The organism is Delftia sp. HK171, assembly GCF_001886655.1.
Lineage (GTDB): Bacteria > Pseudomonadota > Gammaproteobacteria > Burkholderiales > Burkholderiaceae_C > Comamonas > Comamonas acidovorans.
This window is the reverse complement of the sequence record NZ_CP018101.1, coordinates 4349739-4363659: the sequence shown is the minus strand read 5'-3', so window position 1 is coordinate 4363659 and position 13921 is coordinate 4349739. Positions and strand designations below refer to the sequence as shown.

General features: G+C 67.2%; 13 protein-coding genes. 8 read left to right on the top strand and 5 right to left on the bottom strand.

Annotated features, from left to right (window positions below):
• Positions 1–72 precede the first annotated feature (72 nt).
• From BO996_RS19665 to BO996_RS19655, 3 genes are all read left to right on the top strand, one after another.
• On the top strand, positions 73–1533 hold the full coding sequence (locus tag BO996_RS19665) for an MFS transporter (RefSeq protein WP_071956182.1): 1461 nt from the start codon (positions 73–75) through the stop codon (positions 1531–1533).
• A 60-nt stretch (positions 1534–1593) separates the two neighbouring features.
• Positions 1594–2406, top strand: a complete 813-nt coding sequence (locus tag BO996_RS19660) for an AraC family transcriptional regulator (RefSeq protein WP_013801949.1) — start codon at positions 1594–1596, stop codon at positions 2404–2406.
• Positions 2407–2482: 76 nt separating this feature from the next.
• On the top strand, positions 2483–2869 hold the full coding sequence (locus tag BO996_RS19655) for a cupin domain-containing protein (protein ID WP_043825491.1): 387 nt from the start codon (positions 2483–2485) through the stop codon (positions 2867–2869).
• Between the two features lie 67 nt (positions 2870–2936).
• Here BO996_RS19655 and BO996_RS19650 read toward each other — a convergent pair whose 3' ends face one another.
• From BO996_RS19650 to BO996_RS19635, 4 genes are all read right to left on the bottom strand, one after another.
• On the bottom strand, positions 2937–3731 hold the full coding sequence (locus tag BO996_RS19650) for an ABC transporter ATP-binding protein (RefSeq protein WP_071956181.1): 795 nt from the start codon (positions 3729–3731) through the stop codon (positions 2937–2939).
• Positions 3732–3900: 169 nt separating this feature from the next.
• Positions 3901–4785, bottom strand: coding sequence for an ABC transporter permease (locus BO996_RS19645; RefSeq protein WP_034366175.1), 885 nt, complete (start codon positions 4783–4785; stop codon positions 3901–3903).
• Positions 4786–4908: 123 nt separating this feature from the next.
• The gene (locus BO996_RS19640; RefSeq protein ID WP_012206114.1) at positions 4909–5880 is read right to left on the bottom strand and encodes an ABC transporter substrate-binding protein; all 972 of its coding nucleotides are present in this window, start codon (positions 5878–5880) and stop codon (positions 4909–4911) included.
• A 404-nt stretch (positions 5881–6284) separates the two neighbouring features.
• Positions 6285–7985, bottom strand: coding sequence for an electron transfer flavoprotein-ubiquinone oxidoreductase (locus tag BO996_RS19635; protein WP_034394846.1), 1701 nt, complete (start codon positions 7983–7985; stop codon positions 6285–6287).
• Positions 7986–8203: 218 nt separating this feature from the next.
• Between BO996_RS19635 and BO996_RS19630 the strand changes: the two genes are divergently transcribed.
• On the top strand, positions 8204–8623 hold the full coding sequence (locus tag BO996_RS19630; RefSeq protein WP_071956180.1) for an acyl-CoA thioesterase: 420 nt from the start codon (positions 8204–8206) through the stop codon (positions 8621–8623).
• Positions 8624–8771: 148 nt separating this feature from the next.
• Entirely contained in the window at positions 8772–9353 is a 582-nt protein-coding gene (locus BO996_RS19625; protein WP_013801954.1) for a GDSL-type esterase/lipase family protein, read from the top strand.
• A gap of 39 nt (positions 9354–9392) precedes the next feature.
• Here BO996_RS19625 and BO996_RS19620 read toward each other — a convergent pair whose 3' ends face one another.
• Positions 9393–10409: a LacI family DNA-binding transcriptional regulator gene (locus BO996_RS19620; RefSeq protein WP_071956179.1), complete on the bottom strand. Its 1017-nt coding sequence runs from the start codon at positions 10407–10409 to the stop codon at positions 9393–9395.
• Between the two features lie 110 nt (positions 10410–10519).
• Here BO996_RS19620 and BO996_RS19615 point away from each other — a divergent pair, with 110 nt between their 5' ends.
• Genes BO996_RS19615 through BO996_RS19605 form a run of 3 tightly spaced genes read left to right on the top strand, consistent with a single transcriptional unit; the run spans position 10520 to position 13915 of the window.
• Positions 10520–11551, top strand: a complete 1032-nt coding sequence (locus BO996_RS19615; protein WP_071956178.1) for a Gfo/Idh/MocA family protein — start codon at positions 10520–10522, stop codon at positions 11549–11551.
• Complete coding sequence (locus BO996_RS19610) at positions 11548–13143, top strand: acyl CoA:acetate/3-ketoacid CoA transferase (RefSeq protein ID WP_071956177.1); 1596 nt, start codon at positions 11548–11550, stop codon at positions 13141–13143. The genes BO996_RS19615 and BO996_RS19610 overlap by 4 nt, the downstream gene beginning before the upstream one ends.
• Positions 13136–13915 (top strand): enoyl-CoA hydratase/isomerase family protein, encoded by a 780-nt coding sequence (locus tag BO996_RS19605; RefSeq protein WP_016446306.1) that lies wholly within the window; start codon positions 13136–13138, stop codon positions 13913–13915. Before BO996_RS19610 ends, BO996_RS19605 begins: the two co-directional genes overlap by 8 nt.
• Positions 13916–13921 lie beyond the last annotated feature (6 nt).

Sequence of the window (13921 nt, the reverse complement as noted above, 5' to 3'; positions counted from 1 at the left end):
AATGCAGTTTTGCATAAGAAAAATGAAAATCTGCTGTTTATCTTCACAAGTGCATTAATTAGGATCGGCGCCATGCCAATGACCGATTCCCCCGGCGCCCTGCGCCACCCGCGCGCCGCGCTGGCGCTGCTGTCCCTGTCCCAGCTGCTGATTGCGCTGGATGCCACCATCGTCTTCGTCGCGCTCGACGCCATGGGCCAGCAGTTGCAGATGGACGCGCACCATCTGCAATGGGTGGTCAGTGCCTACAGCGTGGCCTTTGGCGGCTGCCTGCTGCTGGGCGGGCGCTGCGCGGACCTGCTGGGCAAGCGGCGCATGTATGTGGCGGGCATGGCGCTGTTCGGCCTGGCCTCCCTGGTCGGCGGCTTTGCCTCGCAGCCCTGGCAGCTGGTGCTGGGCCGCGCAGGGCAGGGCGTGGCCGGGGCGCTGCTGTTTCCGGCCACGCTGTCGCTGATCAACACCTTGTATGCGGCAGGGCCCGAGCGCAACCGCGCCCTGGCCGTGTGGAGCATGGCGTCGGCCGGCGGGCTGGCGGCCGGCGCGCTGCTGGGCGGCGTGCTCACGCAGACGCTGGGCTGGAACTGGGTGCTGTGGGTGTTGGTGCCCGTCGCCTGGCCGTGTGCCATGGCGGCGCTGCGCTTTCTGCCGCCCTCGGCCCAGACCGGGCGTGCCGCGCCGGGCCAGGGCTTTGATCTGGCCGGCTGCCTGAGCGTGACCGTGGGCAGCAGCCTGCTGGTGACGGCTCTGGTGCAAGGCCCTGAATGGGGCTTTGCCAGCGCCGCCACGCTGGGGACGCTGGCCGTGGCCATGGCGGCGCTGGCCCTGTTCTGGCGCATCGAGGCCCGTATCGCCTCGCCGCTGATGCCGCTGTCCCTGCTGCGCGTGCCCAGCCTGCGCGCGGCCATGCTGCTGACCATGATCTTCATGAGCAGCTTTGGCGTGCAGTACTACTTCCTGGCGCTGTATTTCCAGCAGATCTTCGGCTGGAGCCCGCTGCAGGCCGGCCTGGCCTTTTTGCTGCCCACGGCGGTCTGCACGCTGGGCATCCGCTGGGCCGAACACTGGCTGCACCGCTCCACACCGCGCGCCGTGCTGATGGGGGGCTGGGCCGCAGGCACCATCGGCCTGGCCTACATGGCCTGGGCGCTGCCGCTGGGCGGCAGCTATGTCTGGCTGGTGCCCGGCTTCGTGGTGCTCAGCCTGGGCCAGGGCGCGTGCTGGACCGCCATGTGGGTGGTGGCCGGCCAGGGCGTGGCGGCTGCGCAGCAGGGCGTGGCCTCGGGCATTGCGGCCACGGCCCAGCAAGTGGGCGCGGCGCTGGGGCTGGCCCTGCTGGTCATGGTGGCCACGGCGCCGCTGGCCGGCATCACGGCGCCCGATGCGCTGCGCGAGGCCACCGCCCGGGGGCTGCAGCAGGCCGAATGGGGTGCTGCGCTGATCGCGCTGCTGGGGTGGGTGGTGTCGGCGGGCATGCGCCGCGCACCGGCAATCCAGGCCGTGCCGGGCGCGGAGCAGCCGGCCTGCTCGCCTTGAGGTCACTGGCCCGCAGTTACCATCTGCGGCTGCTTTGCACACCCCTCACCACCAACCCACATGGCAGAAACGAGCATCTCCAGCGACTGGGTCCGGCATTCGCAGCTGGGCGCAGGCCTGGAGCGCATCGAGGCCTACTTCGGCGGGCACGGCTATGCGCCCCACAGGCACGACACCTATGCACTGGGCCTGACGCTGTCCGGCGTGCAAAGCTTTGCCTACCGCCGCAGCCAGCGGCACAGCCTGCCGGGCGGCGCCATGGTGCTGCACCCCGACGAATTGCATGACGGCCACGCGGGCACCGACGCAGGCTTTCGCTACCGCATGGTCTATGTGGAGCCGGCCCTGATCCAGCAGGTGCTGGGCGGCAGGCCCTTGCCCTTTGTCGAGGGCGGGCTGTCTGCCGATCCGCGGCTCAAGGCCGCGCTGCTGCCGCTGCTGCAGGGCCTGGATGAAGACCTGGAGCCGCTGGCGCGCGACGACGCCATCTACGACCTGGCATGGGCGCTGGACGCCGTGGCGGGCCGCCGCAACGTCCGGCGCCTGCCCGACCTGGGGGCCGTGGAGCGCGCCCGCGCCTGCATCCACGACGCGCTGGTGCAGGGCGTGACCCTGGATGCCCTGGCCCAGGCCAGCGGCCTGGACCGCTGGCGGCTGTGCCGTGACTTCCGCGCGCTCTACGGCACCAGCCCCTACCGCTACCTGACCATGCGCCGGCTGGACACCGTGCGGCGCCTGCTGCTGGTCGGGCAGGGCGTGGCCGATGCCGCACTGCAGGCCGGCTTCTTCGACCAGAGCCACATGGCGCGCCAGTTCGCCATGGCCTATGGCGTGCCGCCCGCACGCTGGCTCAGGCGCCTGGGCGCGGCCTGAGCTGCACGATCGTGCAAGACCGAAGGGATGGCGCTTCCTAGCATGGAGGCTTCACACGCTTTCATAAGGTCTGCCCATGACGTTCCCCGTTGGAAACCGCCCCTACGAGGCCATCAACTTCCCCGAGAAATTCAGCCGCTTCACCGGCCAGTGGAGCCCCCGCGTCGTCGCCGAGATGAACGACTACCAGTTCAAGATCGTGCGCGTGCAGGGCGAGTTCATCTGGCACTCGCATGCCGAAACGGATGAAGCCTTCCTGGTGCTGGACGGCGAACTGCGCATCGACTTCCGTGATGGCCATGTGCTGCTGCGCCAGGGCGAGCTGTACGTGGTCCCCAAAGGCACGGAGCACAAGCCCAGCGCCAAGCGGGAAGCCCGCCTCATGCTGATCGAGCCGCGCGGGGTGCTGAACACCGGGGAGGAAGGCGGCGAGAGGACGGCGATGAACGATGTGTGGGTATAGCCAGCCCGTAGCCATCCCATGAACAAGGGGCGCCGCAGCGCCCCTTGTTCCCGGAAGTGCGGGGCGCTCAGCCCAGCAGCAGTGCGTCGTCTGCCAGCTTTTCGCCGCGCACCTTCTCGAACATGTGCAGCAGGTCGGGCACGTCCATGCGGGAGCGTTCCTCGCCGCTGACGTCGAGCACGACCTGGCCCTGGTGCAGCATCACCGTGCGCTCGCCCACGTCCAGCGCCTGGCGCATGCTGTGGGTGACCATCATGGTGGTGAGCTTGGCCTCGGAGACGATGCGCGCCGTCAGCTGCAGCACGAAGTCGGCCGTGCGCGGGTCGAGCGCGGCGGTGTGCTCGTCCAGCAGCAGGATGCGCGAAGGCTGCAGCGCCGCCATCAGCAGGCTCACGGCCTGGCGCTGGCCCCCAGAGAGCAGGCCGATGCGGTCGGTCAGGCGGTTTTCCAGGCCCAGGCCCAGGATGGACAGGCGCTCACGGAAGTTGTCGCGCATCTCGGCCTTGACGGCGCGGCTCAGGCGGCGGAAGGTGCCGCGGCGCTGGGCCAGGGCCATGTTTTCCTCGATGGTCAGGTCCTCGCAGGTGCCCGCCATGGGGTCCTGGAAGACGCGGGCCACGCGTTCGGAACGTGCCCACACGGGCAGCCGCGTCATGTCCTGGCCGGCGATCTCGATGCGGCCCTTGTCCACGGACAGGTCGCCCGAGACGGCGTTCAGGAAGGTGGACTTGCCGGCGCCGTTGGAGCCGATGACGGTGACGAACTGGCCGTCGGGAATGTCCAGCGACATGCCGCGCAGCGCCCGCGTTTCGATGGGCGTGCCGGGGTTGAAGGTGATTTCGAGTTGTTGTGCGCTCAGCATGAGTGCAATCTCCGGTATTTCTTCGTTCAGTCGCTCAAGGCGTTGTGTTTGAACTGACGCGGTCCAAACTCAGGGACGCCTAGCAAGGGCCGCCCCGCAGCGATGGCGTCGTTCCCCTCCCTCGCGGAGCGAGTAGAGAGGGGGAAGCGGCATAGCCGCTCAGGGGGTGTCATTTCCTTTGCGCAAACTTGCGCTTCAGTTGGGGGATCACCAGGGCGACGGTCACCAGCAGGGCGGTGACGAGGTTCAGATCCTGGGCCTTGAGGCCGATGAAATCGCTGTTGAGGGCCGCTGCAATGAAGAAGCGGTACACGATGGCGCCCACCACCACGGCCAGCGTGGCCCAGACGATGCGGCGCGAAGGCAGGATGGATTCGCCCACGATCACGGCAGCCAGGCCGATGACGATGGTGCCGATGCCCATGGAAATGTCCGAGCCGCCCTGGGTCTGCACGAACAGCGCGCCGGCCAGGCCGACCAGGCCGTTGGAGATCGCCATGCCCAGCAGGATCATGGCGCCGGTGTTCACGCCCTGCGAGCGTGCCATGCGGGCGTTGGAGCCCGTGGCGCGGATGGCCAGGCCCCGCTCGGTGGCGAAGAACCAGTCCAGCCCCAGCTTGGCGAGCACGACGATCACGAACAGGATGACCGGGCGCATCACATAGTCAGCCACGCTGTCGGGCTGCAGCAGGGTGAACAGCGTGGTCTCGTTGATCAGCGGCACGTTGGGGCCGCCCATGATGCGCAGGTTGACCGAATACAGGCCGATCATCATCAGGATGGAGGCCAGCAGATCCATGATCTTCAGGCGCACATTGAGCCAGCCCGTGATCAGGCCCGCGACGGCGCCAGCGGCCGTCCCGGCCAGCGTGGCCAGCCAGGGATTGGTGCCCGTGGAAATCAGGATGGCGCAGACGGCGCCGCCCAGCGGGAAGCTGCCGTCCACCGTGAGGTCGGGAAAGCGCAGCAATCTGAACGAGATGAAGACGCCCAGCGCCACCAGGCTGAAGATCAGGCCGATCTCGACGGCACCGAGCAATGAGAAAAGAGACATAGGAGGAGCGACAGGCGCGTGGGACAGAAAACGACTTAAAAAAAGGGCAGGGCCATGTTGCCATGGCGCCTGCCACCGTGGGCGCACTGCCCGGGTTGGTCCCGGGCAGGCAAACCCCGGGTATTACTTGATCACCTGGGCGGCCGACTTGACCAGCGCGTCGGACAGCTTGACGCCTTGCTTCTCGGCGGCGCCGGGATTCACGAACAGCTCCATCTTGGTGCTGACTTCGGTCTTCATGTCGCCGGGCTTTTCGCCCTTGAGGATGCGCACCACCATGCGGCCGGTCTGCTCGCCCAGATCGCGGTAGTTGATGCCCAGGGCAGCCACGGCGCCGCGCTTGACGGAGTCGGTGTCCGAGGCCACCAGCGGGATCTTGGCGTCCTGGCCGACCTTGACCAGCGACTCGTAGGCCGAGACCACGTTGTTGTCGGTGTTGGTATAGATCACGTCGACCTTGCCGACCAGGCTGCGCGCGGCGCTGCTGACGTCCACGGAACGAGGTGCGGCGGCTTCCACCAGGGTCATGCCCAGCTTGGGCAGCAGGGCCTTGAGTTCCTTGACCACCACGGCGGAGTTGGCCTCGCCGGGGTTGTAGACCATGCCCACGCGCTTGGCATTGGGCACGACCTGCTTGACCAGATCCATCTGCTTGTCCAGGGCCAGCAGGTCGGACACGCCGGTCACGTTGTTCTTGGACGGCTCCCAGCTGGGCACCAGCTTGGCGGCCACGGGGTCGGTCACGGCGGAGAACACCACGGGCACGGTCTTGGTCGATGCGACCACGGCCTGGGCCGAGGGCGTGGCGATGGCCACGATGGCGTCAGGCTTGTCGCCCACGAACTTGCGTGCGATCTGCGCGGCCGTGCCGGTGTTGCCCTGGGCACTCTGGTACTGCCACTTGAGGTTCTTGCCGGCTTCGTAGCCTGCTTCCTTGAGCGCGGCCTGCACGCCGTCGCGCACGGCGTCGAGTGCAGGGTGCTCGACGATGGCGGTCACTGCGACCGACTTCTCGTCAGCGGCGTGGGCGCCGCCCGCGATGGCGGAAATTGCCAGGGCCAGCGCGCCCAGGGGCGCCCAAGACAAGTGCTTCATACGTGTATCTCCAACGTGCTTGTGTTTGTTCCTGTTTGCTCAGCAGAAGGCCGCACAGGACGGTCGCGGCGCTTCGCGGCAAAGTCTACTGCAGCCGCCCTGTACGCCTTGGCGTTTGGACGACCCGGTTTTCACCTATAGGTTTGTATCTAAAAATTGGCATGAAATCTGCGGGGAATGCCCTAGGTGCAACTTTTTCATGCGTGTTGGACAGGTTTGGCGGTGCAGGTTTGCGTCTTCAGGGGCCTGTTTTTGGCTTTGCCGTGCATTTTTATTGCGTGCAAGCGCCTTTCGGATGGCCTTCTATGCTTTCTGGGCCTGCATGGCTTTGACGGCGCTCAAAGAAAAAGCCTGCACAAGCAGGCTTGGGCAGGCTTCAGAGGAGGGCCGGTGTGGCGTGCGGATCACATGCCCGCGTAGTTTGGCCCGCCGCCGCCTTCGGGCGTGACCCAGACGATGTTCTGCGTGGGGTCCTTGATGTCGCAGGTCTTGCAGTGCACGCAGTTCTGGGCGTTGATCTGCAAGCGCTTGCCGCCCTGGGCCGTGTCGTCCACGAACTCATAGACGCCGGCCGGGCAGTAGCGCTGCTCGGGGCCTGCGTACTTGGCCAGGTTGATGGCCACGGGCACCGAGGCGTCCTTGAGTGTCAGGTGGGCGGGCTGGTCTTCGGCGTGGTTGGTGTTGCTGATGAAGACGCTGGACAGTCGGTCGAAGGTCAGCTTGCCATCGGGCTTGGGATAGTCGATGGGCTTGCACTCGGCCGCAGGCTTCAGGTAGGCGTGGTCGGGCTTGTCGCGGTGCAGCGTCCAGGGGATGTTGCCCTTGAGCACGAACTGCTCGATGCCGTTCATCAGCGTGGCCGTGGTCAGGCCCTTCTTGAACCAGGCCTTGAAGTTGCGCGACTTGTTCAGCTCTTCGTACAGCCAGCTGTTCTCGAAGGCCTCTACATAGGCGCCCAGCTCGTCGCCCTGGCGGCCCGCGACGATGGCGTCATAGGCGGCCTCGGCGGCCAGCATGCCGGTCTTGATGGCGGCATGGCTGCCCTTGATGCGGCTGACGTTCAGGAAACCTGCGTCGCAGCCCACGAGCGCGCCGCCCGGGAACACGAACTTGGGCAGGGACAGCAGGCCGCCGGCCGTGATGGCGCGCGCGCCGTAGCCCAGGCGCTTGGCCGGCTTGATGCCCTTGGACTCGTCGCCTTCCAGGTAATAGCGGATGTTGGGATGGGTCTTCCAGCGCTGGAATTCCTCGAAGGGGCTCAGGTAGGGGTTGGCATAGTCCAGGCCCGTGATGAAGCCCAGCGTGACCTTGTTGTCGTCCAGGTGGTAGAGGAAGGCGCCGCCGTAGGTCTTGCTGTCCATGGGCCAGCCGGCCGTGTGCATCACGAAGCCGGGCTTGTGGCGTGCAGGGTCGATTTCCCACAGCTCCTTGATGCCCAGGCCGTAGCTTTGCGGGTCCTTGCCGGCGTCCAGCTGGTACTTGGCAATGATCTGCTTGCCCAGGTGGCCGCGGGAGCCTTCGGCAAAGATCGTGTACTTTGCGTGCAGCTCCATGCCCAGCTGGAACTCGCCCGTGGGCTCGCCGTCCTTGCCGATGCCCATGTTGCCGGTGGCCACGCCCTTGACCGAGCCGTCCTCGTTGTAGAGCACCTCGGCGGCAGCAAAGCCCGGGAAGATTTCAACGCCCAGTGCCTCGGCCTGCTCGCCCAGCCACTTGACCACGTAGCCCAGGCGAACGATGTAGTTGCCATGGTTCTGGAAGCAGGCCGGCAGCAGGAAGTTGGGCGTGCGCAGGGCGGATTTCTCGCCCAGGAAGACCATGGCGTCATCGGTGACGGGCTGGGTCAGGGGTGCGCCCTTTTCCTTCCAGTCAGGGATCAGCTCGGTCAGCGCACGCGGGTCCATGATCGCGCCCGAGAGGATGTGGGCACCGGGCTCCGAGCCCTTTTCCAGCACGACGACGGAGACATCCTGGCCTTTTTCGGCCGCCAGCTGCTTGAGGCGGATGGCCGTGGCCAGGCCGCCGGGGCCGCCGCCAACCACCACCACGTCGTATTCCATGGCTTCGCGCGGCCCGTACTGGGCCAGGATTTCTTCGTTCGTCATCGGGGTGTCTCGCTTGGATATTGAAAAAACAGGATGTTCGGCAGACCGAACGTTCGTTCGGCTGCAGCGCAAATGCCGCAATGCGGTGGATTCTATGACGTGCGTGGACCCCGTCGTTGCTGATAGGTGACAGCGCGGGAATCCGCCCTGCTGCACAGTGACCGGGGGCTGCGGGGCATGGTGCCTTGCGGTGGCGCTACAACAAGGAGACTGCAGGCATGCGCATAGAGATTCCAGAATATAAAAAATGCGTTCACGAGATGCGATTCAAAGTGCGCTGGGGCGACATGGACGCCATGGGCCATGTCAACAACGCCATGTACTTTCGCTATCTGGAGACTGCCCGCATCGACTGGATGGTTGAAGCGGGCATGGCGCCTGCGCCGGGCGGGCAGGGGCCGGTCATCGTCAATGCGTTCTGCAACTTCCACCAGCAGCTGGCCTATCCCGACGAAGTGCTGCTCAAGATGTACGTCAGCGACCCCGGCCGCACCACCTTCGAGACCTGGGGAACCATGGAACGCATCTCCGAGCCCGGCGTCATCTGCGCCGCCGGCGGCGGCACCGTGATCTGGGTGGACTTTCCCAGGCAGAAGGCCATCGAGTTGCCGGACTGGGTGCGGGAGATGGTGGGATAGCGGCCATGGCGCCCTTCAGATGATGTGCCTGGGCACTGCACGCCAGGCCGTGGCGCCCGGAGTGCCTGCGGGCGAGGGAGCCTCGCGGATCATCGGATGAACGACACATGCCGTGTCGTCCATGCCCGCATTCCCCAGGAGGTTCGATATGGATTGGTTGCAAAAGCTGCTGTGCCGGCTGTTTGGCTATCGCTGCCCGTTGAGCATCGAGCTCAACGGCGACAGCATTCTCAACGGCTACGGCGTGGACATCACGCCGGTGCAGCGCATCCAGGCGGCACGCCCCTGGTGGACGCTGGATGACAGGTGCATCAACGGCCTGCGGCTGCAAAAACTCATGCTGACGTTTGCCGATGTGCCGCACAACAGCCGCGTCACGGTCATCGCCTTGGGCGCCAATGACGGCTTCGGCCTGGTCCCGCCAGACGAGTACCGGGCCGACCTGCTGGAGGCCGTGCGCATCAGCCGGGAATGCGGCTCCACTCCCGTGTTCACGGGCCTGCCCGGCATGCCGCTGGGGCGCTTTCCCGTTGAATGGACGGACAACCTGGACGCCCTGAACGCGGTGATGCACGACATCGCCACGCAACAGGGCATACCGCACGCCGGCTGGGATGCGGACTTTCGGGGTGACGAAGACCTGAACCCGGATGGCGTGCACCGCACCCAGGCCGCCAGCGACAGGTTGGCGCAACTGCTGATCCAGACGATTGACGGGCTACCGCGCTGAGCCTGCAGAGCCGGGCCAGTTCCGACCGAGCCGCGGTCTTCAGGCTGACTGGCGCAGCACCAGCTTGGGCCTGGCCAACAACTGCTGGCGGGGCTGGCCCGGATGGGCCATGCGTGCCAGCAGCAAGGTGGCAGCCTGTTCGCCAAGCTCGGCGGGGCGCACGTCCACCGTGCTCAGGGGGGGATGGGAATGCGCGGCATCGAACACGTTGTCGAAGCCCATGAGCGCGAAGTCTTTGCCTGCGCGCAGTCCGTTTTCGTCCAGGGCAGACAGTGCGCCAAAGGCCACCAGATCGTTGTAGCAGATGGCCGCCTTGATGGCTGGTTGCGCGGCCAGCAGGCTGCGCATGGCGTCATGCCCTCCCGTGCGCGTGGGGCTGGCGGAGAAAACCAGGTCTTCATCGAAAGCCAGGCCCGCATCGGCAAAGGCGGCCCTGCAGCCGCTCAGGCGCTGCTCCAGCATCAGGCCGTCCAGCCCTCCCAGAAAACCGATGCGGCGATGCCCGGCCGCCAGCAGGTGGCGCGTGGCCGCCATCACGCCATGGGCGTTGTCGGCGCCTGCGAAGTCGTAGCTTCCCTCACCCAGCGTGCGGATCATGACCACCAGGGGAATGCCCCATGACTGCAGGTCCTGCGCCAGCGAGGCCGGCGTGTCCAGCGCCGGGCACAGCGCAATGCCGGCCGCGTTGTGCTCGCGCATGGCGGTCAGCACTTTTTGCTGGCGCTCCAGGCTTTCGCTGGTATGGGCCATGAGCGTGATGAAGCCGGTATCGGCCAGCCTGCGCTCCAGCCCCGCCAGCACCTCGGCAAAGAAGGGATTCATCAGGTCGTTGATCACGACACCGACCATGTTGGACGACTGGCGCCGCAGCTCTCCGGCGCGGCGGTTGTAGACGTAGCCGAGCTGCGCTGCCGCTGCACGCACGCGCTCCGATGTCTCGGCCGGAATCAGGGGGCTGCCCTTGAGCACCAGCGACACCGTTGATTTGGAGACCTGGGCCGCAGCCGCCACGTCAAGGATGGTCACGGCGCGCACGGAAGGGGGCTTGTTCATCATGGTTCGGTGTTTTCCCTGGGTCGGCGCGATTGTGCTTGATCTTCTTTTGGAACGTTCCAATAATCAATTAGAACGTTCCAATAGAAATTATCAATACAAGGAAGGAGACCATGAGCGAGGTCGGTTGGGGATTGATAGGGGCCAGCACCATTGCTGCCGATCACATGATCGGTGCCATCCGCGCGCAGCGCGGGCACACGGTGGCGGCGGTCGCCAGCCGCAGTGCAAAGCGCGCGGCGCAGTTTGCTGCCGAGCAGGGCATTGCCCGCGCCTACGACTCGGTGCCCGCCCTGCTGGCCGACCCGTCAGTCCAGGTGGTCTACGTCAGCTCCGACAACGAACTGCGCCACGCCCAGGTCCTTGCTGCGGCAGCGGCCGGCAAGCATGTCCTGTGCGAAAAGCCATTGGCGCTGACCGTGGAGCATGCGCTGGACATGGTGAGGGCATGCCGGGCCGCAGGCGTGGTGCTGGGCACCAACCACCACCTGCGCAACGCGGCAACGCACCGCAGGATGCGCGAGCTGGTGCGCGATGGCGCCGTGGGCCAGCCGCTGTTTGCGCGCGTCTTCCACGCCATCGAGCTGCCGCCCTCTGTGCAGGGCTGGCGGCTGGAGCGGCCCGAGGCCGGTGGCGTGATCCTCGACATCGGCGTGCATGACGTGGATGCGCTGCGCTTCATCCTGGGGGCTGAGCCGGTGGAGGCGGTGGCGCTGGAGCAGCAAGGCCCGCTGTCCCGCAACGGCGTGGCGGACGGCGTGATGGCCGTGCTGCGGCTGGACAACGGCGTGCTGGCGCAACTGCATGCGGCATTCACCGTGGCGCATGCGGGAACCGGCATCGAGATCCATGGCACCTCGGGCTCGCTCATCGGGCGCGATGTGATGACGCAGCGGCCGGGCGGTGAGGTGCTGCTGCGCAATGGGGCCGGCGAGCAGTCCATTGCCGTGGAGCACCACGGTCTCTACGCGCATGGGGTGGCCGCGTTCTGCGCCGCGCTGCGTGGCGAAGGCCTGCCTGCCGCCACTGGCGAGGACGGCGTGCGCTCGCTGGCGGCGGCGGTGGCCATGGCCCAGGCCTGCCGCACGGGCCGGGCCGTGCCCATAGCCAATCCCCTTGCACGGGAACGGGGGGCAGCCGCATGAGCAAGCACATCACCGCCGCACAGGCTGCAGCCTTGCTGCGCGACGGCGACATCGTCAGCGTGAGCTCGTCCAGCGGGCTGGGCTGCCCCGACAAGGTGCTGGCCGCCATTGGCGAGCGCTTCGAACGCGAGGGTGCTCCGCGCAACCTGACCACGCTGCACCCGATTGCGGCCGGCGATATGTACGGCATCAAGGGAATGGACCATCTGGCCCGGCCCGGGCTGCTGTCGCGTGTCCTGGCCGGCTCGTATCCCAGCGGCCCGTCCTCGCTGCCCATGCCTGCGATCTGGCGCATGGTGGTGGACAACCAGATCCAGGCCTACAACATCCCCAGCGGCATCCTGTTCGACATGCACCGCGAGGCGGCTGCGCGGCGCCCGGGCGTGCTGACCCAGGCGGGCATGGGCACCTTTGTCGATCCCGCACAGCAGGGCTGCGCGATGAACGAGCCGGCCAGCCGCCATCCGGTAGTGCGCCTGCAGCATTTCGACGGGCGCGACTGGCTGTTCTTTCCCGCTGTGGCGCCCGACGTGACCGTCCTGCGCGCCACCACGGCCGATGAGCGCGGCAACCTGGGCTATGAGCACGAAGGCGCGCTGCTGGGTGCGCTGGAGCAGGCGATGGCCGCACGCAACAACGGCGGCATCGTCATCGCCCAGGTCAAGCGCATCGTCAGGGCCGGCCACCTGAGGCCGCACGATGTCCGCGTCCCCTGCCATCTGGTGGACCATGTGGTGGTCGATGCCGATCAGTGGCAGACCACGCAGACGGTGTACGACCCGGCCATCAGCGGGGAGGTTGCGCAACCGCTGTCCGGCTTCGAGCCCCAGGCCTGGGGGCCCGAGAAGGTGATTGCGCGCCGCGCCGCCATGGAGCTGGCGCACGGGCATGCCGCCAACCTGGGCTTTGGCATTGCGGCCAATGTGCCGCGCGTCCTGCTCGAGGAGGGCCTGCATGGCGAGGTGACCTGGGTCATAGAGCAGGGCGCCGTCGGCGGCATGCCGCTGCTGGGCTTTGCCTTTGGCTGCGCGGCCAATGCCGATGCCATCGTGGCCTCGCCCCAGCAGTTCACCTATTTCCAGGGCGGGGGCTTCGATGTGACGCTGCTGTCCTTCCTGCAGGTGGATGGCGATGGCAGCGTCAATGTCTCGCGGCTGGGGGCCAGGCCCTATCTGACGGCCGGCTGCGGCGGCTTTGTGGATATCACGGCCCATGCGCGGCGCATCGTCTTCTGCGGACTTTTCACGGCCGGCGCCAGGCTGCGCGTGGGAGACGGGCGGCTGGACATCCTCGAGGAGGGCGGCACGCGCAAGTTCGTCGGCACGGCCGAGCACATCAGCTTCAGCGGCCTGGTCGGGCGCCAGCGCGGGCAGCGGGTGCGCTATGTGACCGAGCGCTGCGTCATCGACCTCGAAGACCAGGGCCTGGTCGTGCGCGAGATCGCGCCCGGCGTGGACCTGCAGCGCGATGTGCTGGAGCAGGCCGGCATGGCGCTGCAGGTGGCGCCCGACCTGCTGCGAATGGATGAGCGCCTGTTCCACGATGCGCCCTTTGGCCTGGCCCTGCAGGCCCGGGAGGTCCGCCGTGGCTGAGACCCTGGTTCAACTGGTGCGCCAGGGCCCCGTGGCCCAGGTCACGATAGACCGGCCCGCACGGCTCAACGCGCTGACCCCCTGCATGCTCGACGCACTGGAGCACATTGCGCGCGAGATCGAGGCCGATGGCGCCATCCGTGCCGTGGTGCTGACCGGCCGTGGCGACAGGGCCTTTTGCGCGGGTGCCGACATCCATGCCTGGGCCGCGCTGCAGCCGCTGGACATGTGGCGGCAGTGGGTGCGCCGTGGCCACCAGGTGTTCGACCGGTGGGCGCGGCTGCGCCAGCCCGTGATTGCGGCGCTCAACGGCCATGCGTTCGGCGGCGGGCTGGAGCTGGCCATCACCAGCGATGTGCGCATCGCCGTCGATACGGCGCAGTTCGCGCTGCCAGAGGCATCGATCGCCACCTGTCCCGGCTGGTCCGGCTCGCAGCGGCTGGTGCGGCTGATCGGCCCCGGCCACGCGAAGTACCTGGCCCTGGGCGGCGTGCGGCTGTCCGCCGATCAGGCGCTGGCCTGCGGGCTGGTGCATGAACGGGTGCCGGCCAGCGAACTGGGCCTGCGCGCTGCTGCGTTGGCCCACGACATGGCAGGCCAGGCGCCAGTGGCACTGCAGCTGACCAAGCAACTGATCAATGCCGCCGCCGGCGAAGACGCACCCGCCGCACTGGAAGCCATGGCCGCAGCCCTGGCCGCGAGCACGGCCGATGCAGCCGAAGGCCTGCTCAGCTTCAAGGAAAAGCGCGTGCCGCGCTACCTGGGCCGCTGAATCTGC